The following is a 26056-nucleotide window of genomic DNA, read 5'->3' as shown; positions in this document are numbered from 1 at the left end:
GATGTTAAAACAAATACAACAACACTTTCGTAGGAATTAACTTGCTACATTAGTGAATTTGAAAAAAAGGTAATATGAGTTAGTTCCTCTTGTTCAACTATCTATTACATATTATGATAAAGTAGGTCTTTTGGATTAAAGTGGAATGTGATATAGGTATTTAGACTTTTTTGAAAGGAAGGTATAAGTAGATTTAGATGTGTTCGATGAGAGAGAGTGCTCAATGAGCAAGAGAGACCAGAACGAGTTATATAGTTGGATTGCATACCTAGAATGAACATAAATACATAGAGGTGGTTACAACCATGAGATTTAGGAAGTTTATTTATATTGTCCTATCCTTTCAGCTCATCTTGGGCAATCTGTTATTTTGGGGAGAAGATGCATCGCGAGCCTATGCAACATCTGAATCTGCTGAAACTGTGAGTACAACTTCTACACCAACTGCTACTGAAAGTGACGAAACAACGAAACCATATCTGCCAAAACCTAACGTAACGGTAACCACAACGAATGACTCTATAACGGTAACATGGGATGAAATTCCTGGAGCAGTAGAATACGTTGTCAATGTCAATCGGGATACAGCACAGGTTAATAATCAAAGAACATATACAACGAGGGCACTGCCTGAGATAACATACAGGATCATGGTATTTGGCTATGATGGAAAAAACTACGGAGAAGAAGAAATACTGTTTATTCGATTAAAAGAGCCTGCACCAGTATATGATGCCGGTAGAATTGATTTTACAGGAAAGCTCGCAGGGAAGTTAGAAGATGTAAATGGTGGTTTCAGTTATGTGAACTGGGGGCTCGTGAATGGCAATGCGATCAGTCTGTTTTATAAGCTAGACGCCAATGTAAAGGCAGAGGTGTTCGTCAATGATGTAAAGAATACTGATCTGAATCTGAACAGCCAATCCAGCTCAAGTGCTCTCATTAATGGTTTAAAACAAGGTGAGAAAAATGTGATTAAGTTAGCTTGGACGAATTCTACAGACTTCACTCAAGACTCAGTCGAATTTATTATTACGCCTCCTGCAAAGGATGCGTATGCTTTAGGAGATTCTAAGGCGGGGTTTGGGTCAGTCGTTGATCTTAAGAAATACGGGAAATGGTACCTCGTGGATAATCAAACCTTAATCTCTCAAAATACAGTTACTAAATATATCAATACACAAGGTGACAGTGCAAGATGGGAAGTTAGGGAGGACTCTACATTTACAGATAGTATGGGCTACGAATTAAACAAAATAAAAGCAGACAAGCAGTCTCCTTTTCAAACACTATGGTGGAGAGTCAATGCGTTTGATAACGGTGAGTATGTTAACGGCTATTCAACGCCTATAGGAATCGTTACGAAAGAAGATTTAGAGAAATATACAGGTGTTGTTTTGAATGATCCTAATCGTCCAAATCAGATGATATCCAGTCTGGCTTTGGCTAACCCTTATACATATCAAAATGCGAAATCTGGAAATAAGGGGCCTATATTTACGGAGGTAGCCACTGGATCTGATGCATTCCCGAATAATCATATAAACTTTATTGCAGCAGGAAGCGCGTTACAAAATTTCAAATACAAAGCCTTCTTAAGATATACAGGTGAATTCAAAGGACAAGGAACGAACGAAGATCCTTACGTTATTCCGACGCTAGCTGACGGGGAACCTGTAATCACGAAACTAGATAGTCCTAGATACTCCCAGTCGAGTGCTGTGGGTAATAATGCGATTCGGTTGCAGTGGCATGCAGTGGAAGGTGCTGAACAATATATTCTCAAGCGTGGTTCTGAAATTCTATATGAGGGTCCACTTTTAGAATATGTGCATGAAGGTGTGAATTTTAATTCGATCACCAAGTATACATTAGTAGCTCGCAAAGGCGATGTATACAGTGAAGAATCGAAATTTACAATCGGAATTAGAAATTATATTCCATATCCACCGGATTTCCGAGCTGAAGCACTGGATTCCAGCAAAGTTAGACTGACATGGAGCAAGGCAGACTATGCAGCTGAGTATGTGATTACTCGTAATGATCAGCCTTTGGCGGTGACCAAGTCAACCTCATACGAGGATGGAAATGTAACACCTGACACCACGTACATTTACAAAGTGATTGGCCGGGATGGAGACAACGAAGGTTCACCTGCAGTTAAAAGTGTGAAGATCCCTAGGGTGACTGAGGACGTGGCACCGAAAGGCCAAATTAACATCAGGGTCAATCGAGTGTACGATACTAGAGTGGATCTACAATGGAATCTGGTAGAGGGCGCTACCCAGTATGAGATCTACCAGGATCAAGTGAACAAAGTATGGTCGGGTCACTCTAATACGATGATTGCGTACACGCTCCAGCCAGGAAGAACATATACGTATCGGGTTGTAGCGAGCAACAAATATGGAAAAATTGAATCTAGTACAATCGAAGTACAGACGGCAGGTATACCTCAGTCGATGAATGTTGCGCCGATGAATGCCTCCAACGCAACAATTGCCTTTGAGTATCAACCTATTGAAGGAGCTGTTCATTACGTTGAACGTAATCCACAGACCAAATATGCCCCTCTAGGAAACGGTCTTTATCGTAAGACGTATGTCAATACGGCTACTGGAGAAACCCGTGATGAGGGAATCGTGGCTACTGTGAATGGTAAGCTGCAATTTAGCGAAGTTGGCGTGGAGAGAAGTAAATACTATGAGTACAATATCATCGCTGTACGTGTCAGACCTGATGGATCAGAAGAGGTCATTGGCAAACAGACAGTCGCTGTAACAACTCCAGCAGATGGAACTGGTGCTACCATCTATGGATATAATTATCCTGTTCCTCCGTACCCGAATGTTAATTATAACCCGATCCCAAGTGTAACTACTGGCAAGAACGACAGTGTTACCATTGATACTCAAGTCATACCTTCGAGTGATGGGAGCGAGGGGTTGGTTAACGTTGTATTTACAGACATAGCTCGGAGTTACGCCAAGGATGCCATCAATTCCTTAGCGCAAAAAGGGATTGTCAAAGGTTATTCCGATAGTTCATTTGGTGGACAGCAAAAAGTAACAAGAGCTGAATTTGCAATCTTCTTGCAAAGGGCTTTTGGATATAACTCCGTAATTCCGTATGAGAATGAGTTTACGGACGTGCATTCCGATGCTTGGTATTACTCGGAGATTGCACCTGCATTACAGCAGGGGATTCTACAAGGTTTCCAAGACAGAACATTGAAACCGAATGCTTATATCACAAGAGAACAAGCAGCGAGTATGATTGCCAATGTGATGAAAAAAGAAGGCTATGTTCTATCCTCCTTCACTCCTTATGAAGACCAAAAGTCCATCTCCGATTGGGCAAGAAGCAGTGTTGGTCTTGTGGCTCAGGAGTCGGTGATGAACGGATATCCTGATCAACGGTTCTTGCCCAAAAATGAATTAACACGCCAAGAGTCAGCAATGATGATTTATAACTTATTGAAGCGTAACAATGATCTGTAGTGTAGTATTTAGCTGTGTAAATTCTATAGCTAGCAGCATCAAGAAATATGTAAAATTAGCCGTATCTAGGATAACATCACGCTAACAACTCAAAAAACCAAGAGGGGAAGAGGAACACTCGCCCATCTTGGTTTTTTTCCTATTACATACCTGAACCTATTCCAAATAAAAAACGGCTGAACAGCACTTCTGCCATTCAGCCGTTTTTCTATTCAACTCGCTCTTACTTTGAAGAACGAGATTAACTCTTGCAATTGTTCAGATACCGCTGACAGTTCATCAGACGCGGTAACGATGGAAGCCATGGAGGATTCTTGCTCCTCAATGGATTGCTCGATCTGTTTACTGCTGCTAGCCGCTCTGCTGACACTTGAAGATAGTTCATCGGCAGTAGCAGACATTTCTTGTGTACTCGCGGATATTTCCTCGGTAGAGCTGGAGATATCTTGGATTTGGTTCGCTACTTTATTCGTTGCTGTAAGAATGTTCTCGAAGAACACGCCAGTCTCTTGGGTTACCTCTAAGCCTTTCTTCACTTCCTGAGAGCCAAGCTGCATTGACTCGGAGGATTGAACAATATCCTGCTGAATCTCTTCGATCAGTTGACGTATTTGTTTGGCGGATTCTTGGGATTGTTCTGCCAAGTTACGCACTTCTCCAGCCACGACGGCGAAACCTCTGCCTTCCTCGCCTGCGCGAGCTGCTTCAATGGAAGCATTGAGTGCGAGTAGATTCGTTTGTCCAGCAATTTCCGTGATCATATTGACAATGTTGCTAATTTGATTCGAGTTATTCTCCAGTGATTGAATCGACTCGGACGTATTCTCGACCGCTCCCGCGATGAGGCGCATCTGCTCAACGACCTGTTGCATCACTTCATTCCCTGCACTGGAGCGTTGCTCCATACTTAAAGCTTGATCCGCTGCATCAGATGAACTGCTGGCAATCGTCTGAATAACGGTAGACATCTCCGTCATGGCACGTGCACTTTCAACGGTAGCTTGATCTTGGGAGCGGAGTCCACTTGAGATATCCTTCATATGGCTACTGATGCTTTGAATGTTCTCGTTATTTTTCTCAGAGATGTTGAGCAGTTTCTTGGATGAATTCGATAGGTGATGTGACGTATTTTGTACTTTGTACATCGTATCGTTGATTCGTTGAATCATGGTATTGAATTTACTATTGATAATCCCTAGATCGTCGCGTCCTACTTGAATCGTTACATCCAGGTTGCCTGTGCTCACTTCCTCAATACCGTGCATAAGGCTACGGATTGGGGCAAGTGTTCTCTTCAGTAGAATGAACTGCAGGATCATGAATAGAAGCAGGAAACCAACCAGACATATCGTGCCGTACAACAGCAGTTCATTCAGACCTTTAGGCACTGCACTTGCATCTACATCAAAAAAAAGAGCAGCATACATGGAACCATCTGCGTTTTTGATCGGATAGATCAAGGTTGTCCAAGTTCCGTACTCATCCGTGTAGAAATCACTGAACGCAGGCTTCCCGTCCACCTTCATCTGTTCAAGTACCACAACGTTATTCTGGGGCAGTGGATACATATCGCCTGCAGCAAGATTGCTTTCCTCGAAAGGTTCTACCAGGTTCGTAGGGACAGCGATAATCGATGTTCCGTCTCCACCTTCAAGTTCCGAACCGAAAATATAAGCCTGAGCGATGTTTGGATAGAGTTCGTGAATGGAATCAAGGTAGGCTTTCATTTCCTGCTGAGCAGGGCCTGTGTAGCTTTTCTCATTCATGGCTTCATTTACTTTGGCTGTGTCCAGATCGACAGACCATTTCTCGGTAATGACAGTTGCTTGATCATGCAGTTGTTCGACGAGAATATTCTTTTGTAACTGATACGCGGCAGTAATGAGGATGATACCAATCAACACAATACTACCGAATGAGATGACTAGATTTTTGGCAAAGAAAGGCATAGTACTCCAACGAAGCTTGTTTAACAAAGTGGTTCACTCCTTAGATGATGTTATAAGATGTGTGGCCTGGACGAAATGTGACGTATGTATGTTCAGGTCATTATTAAAGGAAGTTAATTTTCTTAACCTAAGTTTCTTCGGTTCTTTCTTGATGCTTTGCTTCTAATTAATTGCTATAGATCCGTTCTATTGTGTATCACTTATGTCATCGCAGGACCTCCATATAAGTTCTATACCTGTGATATATCGTAATATAGCCATATTAATGTTAGATTTTGGCGTTTAATTAGTTCTTAAGAACTGGTTCTTAGGTAATATTTTGCGTTTTTTTCATCTTTTTTCTTGTATGACCATGAAAAAAATCATCGGCATACATATTATTCAATTTTGCTTCCGTTTCATGATTTAAGATTCACTAAAGGTTCGTCCTCTACGATGGTTTCATGAGCCATAGTTGCTTAATAGAGACTCAAGAAGGAGGAATCATCATTTGAATCATTTATTACGGAAAGTTGCAGTGACAGCATTGTCTGTGACGATGGTTACGTCATCTTTTGCATGGGTTGGAGGTCAGCAGGCATACGCCGCAGAGAATACAGCTACAACTTCAAGTAAAGGCGTTACCCAAGCATACGAATCCTTGTTCCAAACGGATAATGTAATTGATGTGAAGATTACGATTGACGATGCCGATTGGCAGAGCATGCTCGAAAGCCCAATGGATAAAGATTATAAACAGGTTAGCGTGGAAGTAGATGGCAACAAGTTAGATAACGTAGGGTTCTCGACGAAAGGCAATATGACGTTAAGATCCGTTGCTTCCATGGAGGATTCCGACCGTTACAGCTTCAGATTGAAATTCGACAAGTATGACAAGACACAAACCTTGCTCGGTCTAGATAAAATGGTACTCAATAATAACTATACAGATCCTTCGTATATGCGTGAGATTCTCCATTATGAAGCGCTGCGTAGCATTGGCATGGATGTGCCGATGACGAACTACGTCAACCTTTATGTCAACGGTGAGCTGGTTGGTTTCTATACGGGTGTTGAAGCTGTGGATGATAGCTATTTGGAGCGTAACTATGGGGAGAATTATGAAGATGGCGTCCTCTACGATACGGAGGAGAAGAGCTACCTTCAATATGAGGAAGATGGCGATTACAGTACACTTTCCAAGGACTTGGGCTCGGATAAAGACAAAACAAAGCTCAAAAATTTCATTCAAACCTTGAATGAAATGCCAGAAGGTGAAAAGGGCGATGTCGAGAGTGTGCTGGACGTTGATTCTGCACTTCAATATATTGCAGGAAATACCGTACTAGGTAACTATGACAGTTATAACGGAGACAAGGGACATAACTATATGCTATATAGTGATGCTACTGGCAAATTTACGGTTGTGCCTTGGGACTTCAATATGTCCTTTAATGGATATTCGGCTGGTGGTGGAGGTCGAGGGGGAGCGACGGCTGGCTCAACCATGACAAATACTAATGCGACCAACGTATCCGTAGATGAACCTGTACTTGGCATTAGCATGGAAAGTGTACCGATGATCAATAACTTGCTTGCCGTTCCGGAGTACAAGGAAAAATATCTGACCTACGTCAACGAATTGACAGACTATTTGGAAGGCATTCAAGATCGAATTACAGAGCTTTCAGCTAAGATTCGCCCTTATGTAGATGCAGATCCAACAAAGTTCTATACGACAGAACAATTTGAATCCAATATTGTGTATTCAGCCAATGGTGATACGGGAAGTGGTATGGGTGGTGGAATGACCCCGCCAGAGGGTTTTGAGGGCATGACTCCACCAGAAGGGATGGAAGGCATGACGCCGCCGGAAGGAATGGAGGGGATGACTCCGCCTGATGGCACCACACCGCCTACACGACCTAGCGGCACAGCAGCTAGCGATGGCACAACCGAGCCAACAGCGAATACAAGTGACAACTCAACAAGACCTGGTGGTAATTTTGGTGGAGGTCAGGGCATGGGCTCCATGGCATCTGGATCGATCACTACGTTTGCACTTAACCGTCTAGCGAACTTGCAAGAACAGCTCGGACGCGAGGTGACACCTTTACCAGAGACGGATGAACAACCGGATACTACGACGTCGAACGAAACAACGGAGCAAGCGGCGATTTCGGTTACGGTGGATGGGCAGACGGTTACATTCCCTGGCCAGGAACCGCTTGAAGTTAGCGGACAGGTGATGGTACCTGTGAACGCAATCTTTGAAGCGGTAGGAGCAGAGGTGACCTGGAACCCAACAGCGAAGACAGTAACCGCGGTGTTGAACGACCAAACGTTTGTCCTGAAGATAGGTAGCAGTACAACAACGGTTAATGATACATCCGTGGAGATTGACAGCCCGGCCATCATCAAGAACAGTCGTACCCTTGTACCCGTGCGCTTTATCTCTGAAGCTTTGGGGTTGAAGGTGGATTGGGATCAATCAACGGCAACTGTTAAGATCACGAGTCAATGATTAGACGTGATACTCGACAGAAATTTTAGTTTGATTTCACGGTTTCAGACATAAAAGCTTGGAGGATTCGATGATTTCATCGGGTCCTTTTTTGCATTCAATGAGTGGAAAGATATGTTCTTTGACGCATTGAAAAAGGACTTATGACCTACTTTTTAGGGAGGGTAATTCCCTTGTTAGAGGTTCTTTTTACACATTTACGGAGAATGAGTAAATGATTTGATTTTATTGAGCGATTTTTGTGATATATATCACTGAAATATTATACACATTGTTATTATTTCTGCCGATAACTCTATATGTGATAAGTCAGATGAGAACTTTTTCACATTGTAATGATTTTCAACAATTACTTAGGGAAATGGGTGGCGTACATACATGCGAAGCATGAGTATTGGTACTAAAATTAGTTTGATTGTGATCGGCATTTTTATTCTTTTTTCCTCCGCCGTGGCAGTTAGTGTAATCATGGAAATGAGGCAGGGAATTACAACATTTGCTACGGAGAAGGCAAAACGGGATTTGCAGATGGCGAATCATATCATTACATACAAGTATCCGGGTGAATGGGCGATTAAGGATGGACAATTGTACAAGGGCGAAGTAACGATGGAAGGCAACTTTGAGCTCGTAGATGAGCTTGGTGAGGCTTCGGGAGATACGGTTACCATCTTTAGAGGAGATGAGCGGGTTGCCACCAACGTGATGGTGGATGGTGAGCGTGCGGTGGGCACGAAGGTATCGGAACAGGTCGCTCAAGCCGTTCTACAGCAAGGGGAGCGGTATTATGGGGAAGCTGTTGTCGTAGGACAAACCTATCAGACAGCGTATGAACCGATTCATAACCAAGCGGGAGAGATTATTGGCATACTTTATGTGGGTGCCTCACAATCCTTAATTGATGTTATTATTTCATCATTCCTGAAGACCTTCGCCATTGTCTGTATTGTTGCGATGCTGATCGCGATCACTGTCATCATATGGTACGTTCGTCGAGTCAGAATGCGAATTGGACGAGTATCCACAGCGATCAAGCTGGCTGGAACAGGCGATTTTACACAGTCGATTGAGGATCATGTGCAGGATGAAATTGGTCAACTCAGCACCGGTTATAACGAGATGCGAAGCAGCTTGAAGCTGATCATTCAGGGCGGACTACAGGCAGCAGAGAAAGCCGAGCACTCGACCGGCCAATTATTGACTATTGCTGAGCGAACAACGACGGAATCTGAACAGATATCGTCTTCCGTGGAACAGGTGGCACGTGGTGCAGAGAGCCAGATGATCAGTACGGAAGAAAATCTGCAAGCGATGGAAGAAGTAGCTGTAGGTGTTCAGCGGATGGCGGACAAAGCTTCAAGTGTCTCAGAGTCGGCAATATATTCACGCAAGCAGGCTGAGAATGGTGGCGAGACTGTTCAGATGACGGTGGAGCAGATGTCAGCTATTCACACTTCAGTTCGGGCAACGGATGAGATTATGCGTATGTTAGAAGCGAAGTCAGCTCAGATTAGTCAGATGGCTTCTACGATTCATGAGGTCGCTAGGCAAACGAATCTACTCGCGCTTAATGCTTCCATTGAAGCAGCTAGAGCTGGGGAGCACGGCAGAGGTTTTGCTGTCGTGTCCTCTGAAGTACGTAAGCTTGCAGAACAGGCCGGAGATTCTTCGGAAAAGATTGATGAATTGGTACAAGGTATGGAACAGGATATGCTGCTCTCCATCACAGCTCTATCCAAGGTCAAGGATGAAGTGCAGGAAGGGATTCGCTTGACGCGGGAGACTGAGCTGAATTTCAGTCAGATTCGAGATACGAATGAACAGATCGCCTCAGAGATTGAAGAGATGGCTGCTACAAGTGAAGAGATGTCCGCAGGCGTTGAGCAGGTTGTAGCATCCGTTCATGAGATTGCGCGTCATGCGCATACAGCAAGCGCCAACTCACAACAGGCAGCCGGTTCTGTTCAGGAACAACTTCAGTCCGTGGAGCAGATTAAATCATCCGCAGCCGTGCTGTCGGATATATCAACAGAGCTTCAGACATCCTTGAGTCCATTCAAGATTTAGTGCAGGTCACCTTGAAATAGATAGTAGACATTAGATGGTAGATGAAAAAGACCCTGATCGCTTCAAGCGAATCAGGGTCTTTTTTCTCATCAAGCCCATTTTAGCGATTAGGTAGTTGTGTTGGATGTGCAGATGTGGAAGAAGTAGGTAGGGCGGGCAAATGTTCTTTCATTGGATGCTGTGTAGGTTTCTTGTCAGCATAGAAATGGAGAATATCATCTACAGTTGAAAATACGATTGAATCATCTTTCGATTTAGGCTGGTTAGTTAGGATAAAAACCTCGTTTCTTAAGGTGGGTATTACCTTATAAGTTGTATGGTGTTCCATATATGATACGTGTTTTGCTCAGGCAACTTCACGATCAGGTGAATAAACAAAAGCTGCCTTGTACAAGGCAGCTTGATTATAATTAAAGTTTAGTAACGTTCTCAGCTTGTGGTCCACGATTACCTTGAGTTACTTCGAATTGAACGCGTTGTCCTTCATCCAATGATTTGTAACCGTCAGCTTGAATTGCGCTGAAATGAACGAATACGTCTGTTCCATCTTCTGTTTCAATAAAACCAAATCCTTTTTCCGCATTGAACCATTTAACTGTACCTGTTTGCATGTAATTCCTCCACAAAATATAATTTTAACCGATCTTCGTCATAAGTGTTCGAAATAATCGATTAGTACCAGTATACCATGTTTGATAATAAAATCAAATATTTGGTGGTTTTTCTATTCCATTGTTCGCTAATCAAACGAAAGAATCTCCAATTTCTTTCTGTCTCTTTCTTCAAAAAAAAGAAAGCGATTACATGTACAGATTATTATTGTATATTATGATGGCAACCTTGATGTATTACGACATATACATTATTGCTTGGGCATATGACCGGCTTAATAAAAGGAGGAATCCGCTGTGTACCGGGTATTACTGGTGGATGATGAAGAGGATGTACGCGAAGGGTTAGTGGTCGAAGTAGATTGGGAGGCGCTCGACCTGCGCATCGTCGGTTTGGCAGAGAATGGACGAGAAGCCTTGGAGATGGCTGAACGGGTTGAGCCGGATATTGTGATCACGGATATCAGCATGCCATTCATGGACGGACTTGAGCTTGCACGAAGATTACGGGAGCGTAATCCGTTGGTGAAAGTCGTTATTTTGACCGGATATGATGAATTCGATTATGCCAGACAAGCGGTCTCCATCAGTGTAGATGAATATCTGCTAAAACCTTTCTCGGCAGGACATCTTATGGAGCTGTTAACTCGGCTGCGTGCACAAATGGCTGCGGAGGTGGCTGAACGTGAGAATGTGCAGCATCTACGAGAGCATTATTTTACAAGCTTACCGCTCCTACAAGCAGATCTGTTGGCAACCTTGCTTCATCGTCAAAAGTCACCTGCCTATATTCATGGAAAAGCGAAACAGTGTGGTCTGAACTTCGATGGGCAACGATACGGTGTGTCTGTACTTACACTCCATATGGACGGAGACCGCAGGGGTGCGGCGAAGTCTTGGGGGGAATCGAGTGATGCAGAATTGAAGCAGTTCGCTGCGCTAAATATTGCGGAAGAAATATGGACAGAGCATGAAGCGGGTCATGCGTTTAAACATCAGGACACGGTCGTATTGCTCTATGTGGATCGTTGGGGTGGAGTGGACGGAGAGAAGCGACAACAGATGGCACTTCAAAATGTACTGCGCAGCATCAACCACTATTTGCGCATTCCCGCCACGGTTGGCTCAGGTGCACTGGTGAGCACCGTTACCGAGATGAAGCATGCCTATGAAGATGCGCTGCTTGCGCTGGATTATCGGCTTGTACCCGGCACGGATTCATTGATATATATTGCCGATGTGGAACGTCAGGCGGCGGGTAAGCTGCGCTTTGATGAGTTGAAACAGCAGACGTTGACACGCTGCCTCAAGGCAGGAACTGAAGCAGAGCTGATCGAGGCATTGGAGATCATTTTCCGGGAAATTACGGTGGAGCACGGACGAAGTGACATTCAATTGTACCTAATCGAGGTGCTTACTGCAGTCTGGAAGGCGGCACAGGCATCAGGAGAGGCGATGGAGGATATTTTTGGAGCAGGTTTTCAGCTATATGCGGATATGTTCCGACTGCCCGGGTTAACTGAGGCGCAAGGCAGAGTCAAGGAAGTCTGTATGCTTGTACAGAAGCGTATTGCGAGTGGACGGCAGCATGTGTACAAAGATATCGTCGAACAGGCTTTAGCCTACACCAAAGAGCATTACGCTGATCCGGAACTGTCGATTCAAAAAGTGTGTGGGCATTTGCATATTAGCTCAGGTTATTTTTGCGGTATTTTCAAAAAGGAAGTACAGCTTACATTTCTTCAATATGTGATGCAGATTCGTATGGAAGCGGCAAAGGAACTGCTGCGCAGCTCCGAACTGAAGGCGTTCCAGATTGCGGAGCGGGTTGGATTTGCTGAACCTAATTATTTCAGCTTTTGTTTTAAAAAGCATACAGGAATCTCGCCCAAAGAATATCGCAAACAGTTGGTACTTCAGATTCGGGAGGAATTGCCGCAATGAGCATCTTCACCGGATGGATTAGCGGGCTAGCGGGCTGGTGTAAGAATCGGCTCCGTTCATCTAAAGTCAGCAGTATCCGGTTTATCATTACATGGTCATTTTCTGTCTTTATCGTTCTTGTGCTCACGATTATGGCGATGCTCCTGCATGATAAATTCTCTCAAGCTGCAGAGCGGAGTGCAGAGCTGACAACTAGGCAAATTGTAGATCAGGTCAGCTACAGTCTGGAGGATTATGTTCGTAGTATGTCCCATCTGTATCGGGCGATTGAGGAGCATATGCTGCGGGACGGAACGTGGGAAGGTGACCAAGTGGATAAGCAGCTTGATACATTGCTGAGCAGTCGAGAGGATATTATCTCTATTACATTGCTTGATGCGCAAGGACATTTACTCAAAAACAGACCTTCTGCCCGGCTAAAGCCAAGTGCGCATGTCACACAGCAGGGGTGGTTTCAATCCGCATTGCGGGTGCCGGATCACCTTAGTTTCTCATTGCCTCATATTCAAAATATGTATGATGGTCCCTACAAATGGGTTGTATCTATGAGCAAAGGCATTACCGTAAGGCAGGATGGTCAAGATCGGCAAGTGATTTTGCTCGTGGACATTAATTTTAAGCAAATGGATGAGCTAAGCCGCCGGGTAAGTCTCGGTCAACGTGGATATGTCTACATCATTGACGAGAGTGCTGGCAATATTGTGTATCATCCGCAGCAACAACTTATGTACATGGGACTCAAACGTGAAAATATTGAACAGGCATTGGTCGCCACAGGTAGTTATGAGGATGAGTCAGAAGGACAGAAACGGCTGAATACGGTGAAATCCGTTGCCAATATTGGTTGGAAAATCGTTGGTGTCGCTTATCTGGATGAGATGTTAACCACCCGTCAAGAAGTGAACGGCTATTTGATAAGGGTGCTTATCGTTGTACTCGTGCTAGCTATTATCGTATCGCTAATTCTGTCCTCCAGCCTGACACGTCCTATTCGCCGAATGGAACGGAAAATGAAGGCAGTAGAGCAGGGTGACTTCAGCGTGGAGCTTCCCATCGAAGGGCCACTTGAGGTCGAGCGCTTATCGCGGCGATTCAATCTCATGGTCAACAAAATCCGGGCATTGATGGATGAAATTATTCATGAGCAGGAGCAGAAGCGACGGTATGAGCTGGAGGCATTGCAAGCGCAGATTAACCCTCATTTCCTATACAACACATTGAATTCAGTTGTACGTATGGTGGGCATGAGCCGTAATGAAGAAGTCGTTACGATGATCACCTCACTCTCGCGTTTGTTTCGTATTAGTCTTAGCCAAGGCAAAACGATTATCACGGTTCGTGAGGAACTGGAGCATGCACATCATTATTTGACGATCCAGCAGATGCGCTTCAAGCACAAATTCAGATTCAACATGGAAGCGGATGAGGAGACATTGGACTGCCTGACGCTGAAGCTGGTATTACAGCCTTTAATTGAGAATGCAATTGTGCACGGCATTGAGTATGACATGGATGAGGGACAGATTGAGATCCGGGTGTACCAAGAGGAAGCCAATCTGGTGTTGCGCATTATGGACAACGGAGTAGGTATGACGGAAGAGCAGGTATCGAGTTTGTTAAACGGCAATGTAATCGTAAAAAGCGGAGCAGGTTCAGGTGTGGCTGTTCGCAATGTACATGACCGAATTCAGCTCTATTATGGGAATGATTACGGTCTGGAGTTTGCGAGTGAATTGGAGGAAGGTACGACGGTATGGATACGTATTCCGGTTCAGTACAAGCGAGAATTAAGGGAGGGGAAGCATTTAGAATGAATAACTCACTCAAGTCCAAACGAGCTTTCTCTATCCCGATATTCCGTAGTGTGGGGCTCGCAATCACTTGCTGTTTCCTACTGTTATGTATGGCTTGTAGTATTGCAGGAGAGCCTTCGGCTGGCACTTTGCATCGTATCGCATTAATTACGCCAGCAGGAACGGGTGAACTGGCTGAAGCCATTCAGCTAGGTGCAGAAGCTGCCGCCAAAGAACAAGGAGCTGACTTGGTTACAGTGGAAGCTTTCGGTACCGGATCTGTTTCTCGCACACGAGATGGATTAGAAGCAGGACGCCTTTTAAGAAAAAATGAAAGAGATCCACAATGGAGTACTCTTCCTCAGCGTGAGCGTGAACAGGCTCAGGTGGATGCGGCTGCTCAGGCACTGCAACAGGGAGCAACTGCTCTATTGGTTGATCCACTTAGTGAGGAGACGCTGAGTAACATCCTACACCTGGCTCAAACGAAAAGCCCAACAGGGAACATTGCACCTGTCATTGTGCTGAATGATGAGTTTCCTGTGAAAGGCATCACCAGTGTTATCTCCATGGATAACCTGGAGGCGGGGCGAAAGGCGGGGCATGCTATGGCAGATTTGCTTGGAACCGAGGGGAGGGTGGCTTTACTGGGCCCTGACCTTATGAATCCAGGTTTGGTTCACCGCGAGCAGGGCGTGAAGGAAGCGCTGGCCGAATATCCTGACCTGAACATTGTCCCTTATTCGGTGTGCAGTAATCGGGAGGTCTGCTGGCAAGCGACGAAGCAGTTAATGGATCAGAGCCAGGTGGACGGCATAATTACGCTTCAGGAATCGGCCTCTCTTGGGGCAGCAGACGAACTGAATCGTCGTAAGCGCAGTGGGAGCATCAAGCTTGTTGGATTCGGCAGTGAGCAGCAACAACTGGAGCAGCTGCAAGAAGGCGTTATCCAGCAATTGATCGTGCAGAATGGATTCAGCGCAGGCTATCTAGGTGTGAATCAGGCAGTCGCGCGCCTGAACAGTAGCCATGTAGAGCCAAGGGTAACATTGGAGACCAAGCTGGTGAGCACAGATAATATGTTCTGGATGGATAATCAGAAGCTGCTGTTTCCTTTTGTACAATGAGGTGGTTATTTGGGGATAACAGCGATTGAAAGGTTATTCTGTCATCGGAGTGGATTGTGTAAATAAATCGTTCCTCGAACTGAGGAAGATTTCGATAAAACAGATGAAGATATTGTATTCGAATTTTTTGTAAACCCTTTCATAATAAAGACATCGGTGAAGCCGAATGAACTTGGGGGAGGTCATTAGGATATGAAAAAAACTTGGATGACATTGCTATTAACGGCATGTATGGTTGCTGCGGCGGGCTGTAGCAGTGGTGGAGACAGTGCGGGTGGAAGTACAGGAACGGACACGGGTGGTCAATCGGCATCCACTACGGATACCCCTAAGATTGGGGTGGCGATCTACAAATTCGATGATACCTTCATGACCGGAGTACGGAATTCAATGACATCTGCTGCTGAGGGGAAGGCAACACTGGATATTGTCGATAGTCAGAATGCACAGCCAACTCAGAACGAGAAAGTCGACCTATTTGTATCCAAAAAGTATAATGCGATGGCGGTTAACCCGGTAGATCGAACGGCTGCAGGCGTTATTATCGACAAAGCCAAAGCGGCCAGCATTCCAGTGGTGTTCTTGAACCGTGAACCCGTTGCGGAGGATATGAACAAGTGGGATAAAGTGTACTACGTAGGTGCGAAGGCTGAAGAATCCGGTACAATCTCGGGTCAACTCATTGTGGACTACTGGAAGGCTCATCCGGAGGCAGACAAAAACGGAGACGGCAAACTGCAGTACGTCATGCTGAAAGGAGAGCCTGGTCACCAAGATGCGGAGCTTCGAACCAAATATTCCGTGCAGGCGATTCAAGATGCTGGAATTGAAGTGGAAGCCTTAGCAGAGGATACTGCGATGTGGGATCGGGTCAAAGGACAGGAGAAAATGCAGGCATTCCTTGCCTCCCATGGAGACAAAATCGAAGCGGTATTAGCCAATAACGATGATATGGCGCTTGGAGCGATTGAAGCACTGAAGGCGGCTGGATATTTCAAGGATGGCAAAACGATGCCGGTTGTCGGTGTGGATGCTACAGCACCAGCGATTCAGGCACTTCAAGACGGAACGATGCTGGGTACAGTGCTCAATGATGCCAAAAATCAGGGTGCTGCGACGGTTGCGCTGGCCTCGGTTTTGGCGAAGGGAGAAACACCCACGAAGGATAACACCGGGTATGATATCACGGATGGGAAGTACGTCTGGATTGCCTACAAAAAAATTACGAAAGACAATATTGCCGACGCCCAATAAATAACAGCAGACACAGGGACGTCCGCCCGAGCGGTGAGGGCGTCCTTTTTTGACGGCATATGGAAGGGGAGATGAAGGATGGAGTCGCCTTACCTATTGGAGATGGAGGGAATATCCAAGGCATTTCCGGGTGTGCAGGCATTAAGTCAGGTTACCTTGAACGTGAAACCGGGAACAGTTCATGCTCTTATGGGGGAAAACGGGGCTGGTAAGTCCACCTTGATGAAATGTTTATTTGGCATGTACCGTCCAGATGAAGGGCGCATCCGAATAGAGGGAAAGGAGGTCGAGATTCCAAGCTCCAAGGCTGCACTGCAGCAGGGTATCTCGATGATTCATCAGGAATTGAATCCAGTACCTCATCGGCCGGTCATGGAGAATATCTGGCTAGGACGATTTCCTATGAGTGGATTATTCGTTAACGAGAAACGGATGTATAGCGATACATTGACGTTATTCGAGGATCTGAATCTAGACATTGATCCAAAGGTGAATGCAGGAACGCTATCCGTATCGAAAATTCAATCCATGGAAATTGCCAAGGCGGTTTCTTTTCATTCCAAAGTGATTGTCATGGATGAACCGACATCCTCCCTGACGGGCAAGGAAGTGGAGCAGCTCTTCGCAATCATCAATGAATTGCGCAGCCGCGGTGTGTCGATCATCTATATTTCACACAAAATGGAGGAGATTCTGACCATATCCGATGAAGTCACCATTATGCGTGATGGGTTCGTCGTTGGAACTTGGAATGCAGAGGATCTGACGACAGACCTGATCATCACCCGTATGGTGGGGCGAGATCTGAGTGAACGCTTCCCTGAACGAACGAATGTACCTGGAGACGTTATTTTGAAGGTAGAAGCACTAACTTCCAGTCAACCGAACTCTTTCCAAGATGTATCGTTTGAGCTGAGAAAAGGGGAAGTGCTCGGTGTTGGTGGACTTGTGGGGGCACAACGAACGGAGCTGATCGAGTCTTTGTTCGGACTCCGTGCACTTCGCTCAGGTACGATCTCCATTCATGGACGTAAAGTGAAAATCAACTCACCTGCAGCAGCTAAACGTCACAATATTGCACTGCTGACCGAGGAACGAAGGGTGACTGGAATATTCCCTGTGTTATCCGTATATGAAAATACGATCATTGCTAGCCTTAGCCGGTACCGTAACCGGATTGGATTGCTTGATGAGGTCAAAGGACGAGAGGTAGCTCGTGAGCAGGCAGAGAAGTTCAGAACCAAAACGCCTTCAGTTAACACGCTGATTCGAAACCTATCGGGTGGTAATCAGCAAAAGGTACTGCTTGCCCGCTGGCTTCTGACCGATCCTGAGATTTTGCTCTTGGATGAACCTACTCGTGGTATCGACGTAGGTGCCAAGTTCGAGATATACACGATTATTACGGAGCTGGCTCGTCAGGGCAAAAGCATCATTATGATCAGCTCAGAAATGCCTGAATTACTGGGGATGTCGGATCGCATCATGGTCATGAGTGAGGGACGACTAACGGGGATCGTAGACGGAGCCGAAGCAACGGAGCAGGATATTATGCGACTGGCCGCGCAGCAGCGGATGGCCTAGTCAGGAGGGGAACACATGAACACGCAGGTCGTCAATCAGGTGAAGCAATATGTAGCGCAGCGCGCGATCTTCATCGTACTCATTCTACTGGTCATTGGCATCGCAATAGCCGATCCGAATTTCCTTGCATTCTCTACTTTGCGGGATATATTACAGCAGTCCTCTACGCGAGCGATCATCGCACTTGGAGCTGCTTTTATACTGATCACTGGCGGTGTAGATCTGTCCGCTGGTCGCGTCGTAGGTCTAACGGCTGTTGTCTCGGCATCGATGCTGCAGATAGACGAATATGCCAATCGCTTCTTCCCCGATCTTGTGCAACTGTGGGTAGCGATACCGATTCTTGTAGGCATTCTAGCTGGTTTAGCTGTTGGTCTGGTCAATGGAATTATTGTTGCCAAATTGCATGTTCCCCCATTTATTGCGACGCTGGGTACGATGGTTGCGGTATATGGATTGAACTCAATCTATTTCGACACCGAGCCTAACCAATCTCAACCGATCGGTGGTCTGAGAGACGATTTTACCGTCATCGGTTCAGGATACATTGATCTTGGCGGTGGATACTCGATTCCTTACATCGTATTAATTGCTGTTTTTGTCGCACTCATCTGCTGGGTCGTCTTCAACAAGACACGTCTTGGAAAAAATATGTATGCGATTGGCGGCAACATTCAGGCAGCGCATGTATCTGGTATTCATGTCGCACGTAACCTAGTCGTATTATATGCCATTGCGGGTGCACTGTATGGTCTAGGCGGTGTGCTTGAAGCAGCACGTACAGGCGGAGCAACGAACAATTACGGTAATATGTATGAGCTTGATGCGATTGCTGCATGTGTTGTTGGTGGGGTATCTACAGCCGGAGGAATCGGTACGGTACCTGGGGTCATGGCGGGTGTATTGATCTTCGGGGTCATTAACTATGGCCTGACCTTTATTGGGGTAAGTCCATACTGGCAGTTAATTATCAAAGGTCTGATTATCGTGGCAGCCGTTGCATTCGATATTCGTAAGTATATGGCTAAAAAATAAATCATAATCACCATAGAAGCCAGCTCCTGAGGATAATAGGGGCTGGCTCTTTAATTCCTTTATCTACCGAATATCAACCAGATTACTCCGTATAAGGGGAAGATCGACATGCTGAATATAAGCATAAATGAACCGATCCTGTAGGCTAATTTTGCGCCATAGTTCATATGGAACTTACGTGCAATAATTACAGTCGCTACCCAGAAGACGATCGCTGCAACAAATGTAAGATGAACTCCCTGACTACCATTAGTATAGATTGGCCAGTTTAAATAATCGAATAGATAATGACTAACTTGAAACTGTTCCTTTCCCCACGGGAAGTTAAAGGCGAACCCCATAGTTAGCACAAGCAGAGCGAGTGTACCTATACCTATTGGTTTGCGTTGTTGTTCCATGTAGCACCTCCATAATACAATTTATCATCCAAATTAACCCATTAATGTATTGTACCATTTTACCCCATATCAAGTTGGGAAAATAAAATAGAATCATGTTGAATTTAGAAGACCCTCCAATAATCGACAACATCAGCTCGTCACAATCGATATAATATATGCAAATCGGGTTGTTCACCACCCGTTTTCATGTAAATGTCTAGTTCAATCGATATGGATAAGGATAGGTGTAATAGGCCAAAGGGGGCGAGGCTGTTTGCTAAGTTACACGATGAAAATGATCATTTTTCCGCTGGGAAGTCTGTTGATAATCGTATCTTCTCACATGCTGGAACGTACCTCTTATGTGATGCTAGCCATAGGTGCAGGTATATTGTTTGTTGCGAGTGTCCTAGCCGAGAGGCGTTATCCTGTTCTGCGGAAGGTACATTGGATCTTCCTTGGGGTATTTCATTATTTAACAGAGCTGAATTGGTGCAATATGCTGTATTATATGCTCATTATGTCCCTGATTCAGAATAAACAGCGTGTAACACAGACACTGCCCATTTCAATTTTACTCATGTTACAATATACCGCTATTCGGCTCTCGTATGTGCCGATTGATGCTTATACATTGTTGGTATCTTTGTTTGATATGATTACAGCGGTTGTCATCATCTTTTTGTACCATACGCTAATTAACAGTGAAGCTGAGAAGCGTCGACTTCGGGAGAAAAATCAATTTTTGACCCTGCATGATCCGTTAACGGGGCTACTGAATTATGAAGGCTATCTGGGAGTAATTAAACAAGTCGTGGAGGAACGTCGTTCCTTTACGTTGATTCTGCTGAGTATTCAAAATTTTAATGGTTTTAACCAAGAAGTCGAAGCGAATTGGTGTACAGTGATCAAAGATACAGGAAATCGCATACGGGAGCGCTTTGCAGATGCTCACGGCATATCACGTTATGCAGGTGATCGATTTGCGATCATACATCCGGAAATAAAGGATGTAGATGAACGTATGCTGTCGTTATTATCCGAGAAGTTACAGGGTTTACAAGTCGTTTACAGCACATCAACATATCCCGCAGAAGCTGCGTCACATCAGCAATTAATGACGATCGCTGAAGATCGTCTGCTTCGACAACAACGTAGTAAGTGGCTCAAAAACGAAGAAGAGACGTTTCGTTCTGAAAGGCTGAGGTCTGTCGGTGAACTAGCTGCAGGTATGGCACATGAAATTCGTAACCCACTGACAGCTATTCGTGGTTTCTTGCAGCTATCTAAAGGACAAGCCTTCAATATTGCTCCATGGTATGAGGTAATCATGGGAGAGGTGACCCGGGTGACGGATCTTACCGCTGAATTTCTACAATTCTCTAAACCTCAGGCGAATCATATGAAACCAGAACAGCTGGCTCATTGTTTGGAGCGGGTGATGTCACTAACCGAATCAGATGCTGTATCGCGCGGACATCGAATCACGCTTGAGATGACGGAGCAACCTGTGGTTGTGAACATGGATCGGGACAAAATCGTACAGGTATTGATTAACCTGATACGTAATGCTTTTGAGGCTATGACTGATCCGGGAGAGGTACATATCGATCTTCTACATGATGGAGATAGAGCGCTCATCTCGATTACGGATACAGGGAGCGGTATTCCAGCACAGACAATCTCCAAAATATTCAACCCATTCTATACAACGAAGGAAGAAGGAACGGGACTGGGTTTAGCTTTATGTCAGAAAATTGTGCAGGATCATCAAGGGAAAATCATTGTAAAAAGCATAGAGGGAAGCGGTTCAACATTTACATTATACTTTCCGCTAATTGCTTGAAGCTAAAAACACGCCGCGCATCCTTCGAGGAAGGACGCGCGGCGTGTTTGCTGTTGTGTTTCAAGAGGTAAAGTCACTATAAGCGCGTGTTCAAAAAGGTCGGTTTTCAGTACCGAGAAAATGGGATGAAGATAGAAATGGAGTAGCGGAGCGTAGGCAAAACTACGTGAGCAACTACATGTTTCCGATGGAAACAAACTGCGTAAGCATCCACTCATTTCGGCTGAATCCCATATTCGATGCTGAGATGCCGCTCGCGCATCCTTCGTAATCAAAAGCGGACTTTTTGAACAACCTCTATTAGCTGAGATGTCCCTGATGTAACTGATAGTAGAAGCCTTGCTTCTTCATCAGCGTCTCATGGTTACCTCGCTCAGTGATTTCGCCTGCGTCAATGACAAGAATCTGGTCTGCTTCACGAATCGTACTGAGCCTGTGGGCGATGACGAAACTCGTTCGACCTTTCATCAGCGTCCGCATCGCTTGTTGAATATGCAATTCCGTCCGTGTGTCTATACTACTCGTTGCTTCATCAAGAATGAGAATAGCTGGATCTGCCAAGATCGCTCTAGCGATGGTTAACAATTGACGTTGACCTTGGCTTAGGTTGCTGCCACCAGCAATGATTGAGGTATCGTAGTCTTGCGGCAACTTACGAATGAATGAGTGTGCATTGGCAAGCTCGGCCGCCTGCCGAATCTGCTCTATTGTTGCATCCGGTTTACCATAAGCAATATTGTCCCGGATGGTACCTGAGAATAGGTAAGCATCTTGTAGCACAATGCCAAGCTCACGCCGCAGAGGATCTTTCTCCAATTCGGCAATATCACAATCATCGATCGTAATTCGCCCACCCGTAATGTCGTAGAAACGGGGCAGTAGATTAATAATTGTTGTTTTACCTGCACCCGTTGGGCCAACCAGTGCAATCATCTCGCCTGGCTGTGCGGTAAAGCTGACATCTTTGAGAATAGGTCTTTCGGGTGTATATCCGAAGGATACATGTTCGAATACAACTTTACCCCGAATCTGATCCAGTTGCTTTTTCTGTTCCTCCACGTACTCGCTTGGTGTATCAATAATATGAAACACACGCTCGGCACCAGCGATCGCAGCTTGAATCAAATTGTACTGGTTCGCGAGATCATTAATCGGGCGTTCAATCTGACGGGAATAAGCAAGGAAACTTACAATTAGACCGATAGACGTCAGATTATGATACGCCATCCAGCCTCCAACAGCAGCCAGAATAGCGAAGCCGATATTGTTCATCACGTTCATGGTAGGGCCAACTAATCCGGAAACGCTCTGAGCCTGCGTACTGGATACACGTAGCTTCTCGTTGAGTCCGACAAAATGCTTATGAGCCTCACCCTGACGATTATACGCAGTGACGACCTTTTGCCCGGCAATCGTCTCTTGCGCATAACCATTCAGTTCACCAAGCAACTTCTGCTGTGCCGTGAAATGCTTACGCGTTTTGGAAGCGATCAGCCGCGTGGCAATCGTAATTAACGGTACAGTAATTAAGCTGAGAAGGGTGAGCCGCACATCCAAAGCGAGCATGATGGATAAGGAGCCAACGAGCAGAATGGCACTCGACATCAATTGGGTCACACTCTGGTTCAGTGTGGTGGATACATTATCAATGTCATTGGTGGCACGACTCATCAGATCGCCGCTCTGATTTTTATCGAAAAAGCTGATCGGGAGCTGCTGCAACCGGGAGAAGAGATCTTGGCGTAGATCCTTCACCGTAAGCTGAGACACACCGATCATGACGAAGGATTGAGCCCACATCATGAGAGAGCCTAGAACATACACGGCCAGTAACAAAAGGCATTCCTTTAGAAGCCCCTCCGTTATTCTGGGGACAATATGTTCGTTCACTGCTCGGCCGAGCAGATAAGGGCCAGCAAGATTTAACAACGTTCCCATGGCAGTCAAGATCAGTGCGGCAATGACGCCTGCTCGATGTTGCCCCATATAGGACCAAACTCGGAGAATAGCGTGTTTTGCATTGTTCGCGCGAACCTTAGGTACTGGTCCTCTGCCTGGTGGCCCCATTCTGCCACCGATTGGAGGCATGGCAGTTGATGGACTGGAGGAAGATATAGGTTTAGCCATAGTGAACATCCTCCTTCCGCTGTTGTGAATCATAGATCGACTGGTAGAGCGGCGAATGTGCCATGAGTTGATCATGTGTGCCGCTAGCTATAATGCGTCCTTCTTCAAGCACATAGATACAATCAGCATCCTGTACGGAAGAGATTCGCTGGGCAATCAATATCGTGGTGCTGTCTTTCATCAACGTATGCAATGCCTTCTGTATGCTCGCTTCGGTTCGAAGATCTACAGCGCTTGTGCTGTCATCTAAGATGAGAACCTCCGGTTGCATAAGAAGTGCACGTGCAATAGAAATCCGCTGTTTCTGACCACCTGAGAGGTTGACGCCTCGTTGTCCTAGCTCGGTGTCATAACCGTCCTTCAGGTTCATAATGAATTCATGTGCAGCCGCTGCTTGTGCAGCTTGACGAATCTCTTCCTCAGTTGCATTGGGTTTGCCATAACCGATATTGTCACGAATGCTGCCACTAAACAGGATGGATTCCTGTAAGACAATGGAGACGCGGCTGCGAAGATCATGCAGATCCCATTGCTTTACGTTAACTCCATTGACGAGGACTTCGCCTTGTGAGGCATCATACAATCGAGGGATTAACTGTACCAGTGAGGTTTTGCCTGAGCCGGTAGAGCCGAGTAAAGCTACTTTTTCCCCAGGTTTAGCTGTAAAGGTAATTCCATTCAACGCGGGTTCTCCATCATACCGGAAGGAAACGTCTCTGAATTCCACCTGTCCGGAACTACGGCGGTTCATATCGCTTAATGTTGTACCTTCACCAACAATAGATCTTCCAGACTGAATATCCGGCTGCGTATGAAGTACTTCGTTAATCCGAGCAGCAGATACCTTAGCACGAGAGAAGCTCATCATCATCATTCCGATCGAGGTAAGTGATGAGAGTACAACCGTTACATAGTTAATAAAAGCAATCAGATCCCCGGCAGCGATGCTACCTCCGACCACCTGATAACCGCCAAACCATAATACCGCTACGATGGTTGCATTCAACATGAGACTCAGAACAGGAGCATTCAATGTTACAATGCGCCATGCCTTTACCGCAGTCTCGGTATAATCTTGATTGGATTGCTTGAAGCGTGAACGCTCCAGGTTCGCACGGGCAAATGCTTTGACGACACGAATGCCAGCAAGATTTTCTTGCAGAACAGCATTAACCTTGTCTAGCTTATCCTGTACACTTGCGAACAATGGATACGAGGCTCGGATGAGCACATACAGCAGAATAAATAGAACCGGCATCGTCAAGATCAGAATGAGCGCCAGCTTGACACTAATGGTAAAAGCCATAATGACACTACCGATAATCAGCATGGGTGAGCGGATAAACATGCGCAGAAGCATCTGCACAAAGGTCTGCATCTGTGTAATATCACTCGTGAGCCGAGTGATTAGAGAGCCTTCACGGAACGTATCCAGATTGCGGAAGGAGAAGGTCTGAATATGATCAAACAATTCCTGACGTAGATCTGTACCATATCCGACCGCAGCCTTACTGGAAAACAACGTACAACCCGCTCCTCCAACCCAGCCGATTAGCGCAAATAAAAGCATAAATAATCCTGTCCGTATAATGTGGGACAGGTCTCCTGCAAGCACCCCATCATCAACAATGCTTGACATTAGTTTCGGCTGAAGCAGATCCATGGCGACCTCAAGAACCATGAGCAGCGGGGCGAGGATCGCGGCTGACTTATAAGGAGTTAGAAATCGTTTTAACGACCACAATCGGAAAATCACCTCATCTCATATTGCATTTCATGCTGCATGATTTGTAGAACTAGTAACTACATTAGATATCACGTAAATTCTGCACCATACGCTGCGCGAGCGTAGACATCATCTGTGATTCTTCGGGGGTGAAGCCTTTCTGAGCCTGTTCCTCCAGCTCTTGAAATACCTCTCTTAGATCATGCAGTGCAGCGCGCCCCAAATCCGTGAGATACACCCGTAGACTCCGCTGATCCTTCGGATCGGTTTCCCGTCTTACATAGCCCGATGTTTCCATTCTTTTTAGCATTACAGTTACGGTAGCCGGTGTACGCCGAAGCTGTTCAGCTAGATGTTTCTGAGTCTGGCCGTCTTCACGTTCCAATTGGAATAGAAGGGGAGGCTGACCGGGATACAGCTCAGGGTGGTTAACAAGCCTCTCATGAATTTTGTAACGTTGAAGCTTGACGAGTTCGGATAGCTGTCCCATTAGCCGTTCATTTCGTGCTGGATTCATACGTTTCCATCCTTTTAGAGGTCGTTCAAAAAGCCTGTTTTTGAACACGAATATTTAATTAGTTGACTAACTAAATGATAAGTTTGATTTGAC

The 26056-nt window shown here is 45.5% G+C and carries 16 protein-coding genes; 10 read left to right on the top strand and 6 right to left on the bottom strand.

Going from position 1 to position 26056, the window contains the following annotated elements; genetic code table 11:
- Positions 1–305: 305 nt before the first annotated feature.
- Positions 306–3500 carry an S-layer homology domain-containing protein gene (locus MH215_RS12005; protein WP_239290437.1) on the top strand — a complete coding sequence of 1065 codons (3195 nt, stop codon included), beginning with the start codon at positions 306–308 and terminating at the stop codon, positions 3498–3500.
- Positions 3501–3712: 212 nt separating this feature from the next.
- Here MH215_RS12005 and MH215_RS12000 read toward each other — a convergent pair whose 3' ends face one another.
- Positions 3713–5449: a methyl-accepting chemotaxis protein gene (locus MH215_RS12000; RefSeq protein ID WP_239290824.1), complete on the bottom strand. Its 1737-nt coding sequence runs from the start codon at positions 5447–5449 to the stop codon at positions 3713–3715.
- A gap of 490 nt (positions 5450–5939) precedes the next feature.
- Between MH215_RS12000 and MH215_RS11995 the strand changes: the two genes are divergently transcribed.
- Both MH215_RS11995 and MH215_RS11990 read left to right on the top strand, forming a co-directional pair.
- Positions 5940–7952, top strand: coding sequence for a CotH kinase family protein (locus MH215_RS11995; RefSeq protein ID WP_239290435.1), 2013 nt, complete (start codon positions 5940–5942; stop codon positions 7950–7952).
- A gap of 378 nt (positions 7953–8330) precedes the next feature.
- On the top strand, positions 8331–10019 hold the full coding sequence (locus MH215_RS11990; protein ID WP_239290433.1) for a methyl-accepting chemotaxis protein: 1689 nt from the start codon (positions 8331–8333) through the stop codon (positions 10017–10019).
- A gap of 410 nt (positions 10020–10429) precedes the next feature.
- Here the strand turns inward: MH215_RS11990 and MH215_RS11985 are convergent, their stop codons facing one another.
- The gene (locus MH215_RS11985) at positions 10430–10630 is read right to left on the bottom strand and encodes a cold-shock protein (protein WP_056694522.1); all 201 of its coding nucleotides are present in this window, start codon (positions 10628–10630) and stop codon (positions 10430–10432) included.
- A gap of 297 nt (positions 10631–10927) precedes the next feature.
- Here MH215_RS11985 and MH215_RS11980 point away from each other — a divergent pair, with 297 nt between their 5' ends.
- From MH215_RS11980 to mglC, 6 genes are all read left to right on the top strand, one after another.
- Entirely contained in the window at positions 10928–12574 is a 1647-nt protein-coding gene (locus MH215_RS11980) for a response regulator transcription factor (protein WP_239290431.1), read from the top strand.
- Positions 12571–14388, top strand: a complete 1818-nt coding sequence (locus MH215_RS11975; protein WP_239290429.1) for a cache domain-containing sensor histidine kinase — start codon at positions 12571–12573, stop codon at positions 14386–14388. The genes MH215_RS11980 and MH215_RS11975 overlap by 4 nt, the downstream gene beginning before the upstream one ends.
- A complete protein-coding gene (locus tag MH215_RS11970; RefSeq protein WP_239290427.1) occupies positions 14385–15494 on the top strand; it encodes a substrate-binding domain-containing protein in 1110 nt (369 codons plus the stop codon). Before MH215_RS11975 ends, MH215_RS11970 begins: the two co-directional genes overlap by 4 nt.
- 192 nt (positions 15495–15686) lie before the next feature.
- Positions 15687–16748 carry a galactose ABC transporter substrate-binding protein gene (locus tag MH215_RS11965; protein ID WP_239290425.1) on the top strand — a complete coding sequence of 354 codons (1062 nt, stop codon included), beginning with the start codon at positions 15687–15689 and terminating at the stop codon, positions 16746–16748.
- Between the two features lie 78 nt (positions 16749–16826).
- The gene (locus MH215_RS11960; RefSeq protein WP_239290423.1) at positions 16827–18332 is read left to right on the top strand and encodes a sugar ABC transporter ATP-binding protein; all 1506 of its coding nucleotides are present in this window, start codon (positions 16827–16829) and stop codon (positions 18330–18332) included.
- Between the two features lie 15 nt (positions 18333–18347).
- On the top strand, positions 18348–19367 hold the full coding sequence (mglC, locus tag MH215_RS11955; RefSeq protein WP_239290421.1) for a galactose/methyl galactoside ABC transporter permease MglC: 1020 nt from the start codon (positions 18348–18350) through the stop codon (positions 19365–19367).
- 59 nt (positions 19368–19426) lie between these two features.
- Here mglC and MH215_RS11950 read toward each other — a convergent pair whose 3' ends face one another.
- Positions 19427–19765 carry a hypothetical protein gene (locus MH215_RS11950; RefSeq protein WP_239290419.1) on the bottom strand — a complete coding sequence of 113 codons (339 nt, stop codon included), beginning with the start codon at positions 19763–19765 and terminating at the stop codon, positions 19427–19429.
- Between the two features lie 256 nt (positions 19766–20021).
- Between MH215_RS11950 and MH215_RS11945 the strand changes: the two genes are divergently transcribed.
- Positions 20022–21593: a sensor histidine kinase gene (locus MH215_RS11945; RefSeq protein WP_239290417.1), complete on the top strand. Its 1572-nt coding sequence runs from the start codon at positions 20022–20024 to the stop codon at positions 21591–21593.
- Positions 21594–21893: 300 nt separating this feature from the next.
- On the opposite strand, the gene MH215_RS11940 is transcribed toward MH215_RS11945, so the two are convergent.
- The 3 genes from MH215_RS11940 to MH215_RS11930 all read right to left on the bottom strand — a co-directional run bounded on the left by MH215_RS11940 (position 21894) and on the right by MH215_RS11930 (position 25963).
- Positions 21894–23720 (bottom strand): ABC transporter ATP-binding protein, encoded by a 1827-nt coding sequence (locus tag MH215_RS11940; protein ID WP_239290415.1) that lies wholly within the window; start codon positions 23718–23720, stop codon positions 21894–21896.
- Positions 23713–25464, bottom strand: coding sequence for an ABC transporter ATP-binding protein (locus MH215_RS11935; protein WP_239290413.1), 1752 nt, complete (start codon positions 25462–25464; stop codon positions 23713–23715). The genes MH215_RS11940 and MH215_RS11935 overlap by 8 nt, the downstream gene beginning before the upstream one ends.
- Positions 25465–25528: 64 nt before the next feature.
- The gene (locus MH215_RS11930; RefSeq protein WP_239290411.1) at positions 25529–25963 is read right to left on the bottom strand and encodes a MarR family winged helix-turn-helix transcriptional regulator; all 435 of its coding nucleotides are present in this window, start codon (positions 25961–25963) and stop codon (positions 25529–25531) included.
- Between the last annotated feature and the right edge of the window lie 93 nt (positions 25964–26056).

This window comes from Paenibacillus sp. ACRSA (assembly GCF_022346845.1).
Lineage (GTDB): Bacteria > Bacillota > Bacilli > Paenibacillales > Paenibacillaceae > Paenibacillus.
Note: the sequence above shows the minus strand (reverse complement) of the source record. Positions and strands in the feature narration are given on the sequence as shown.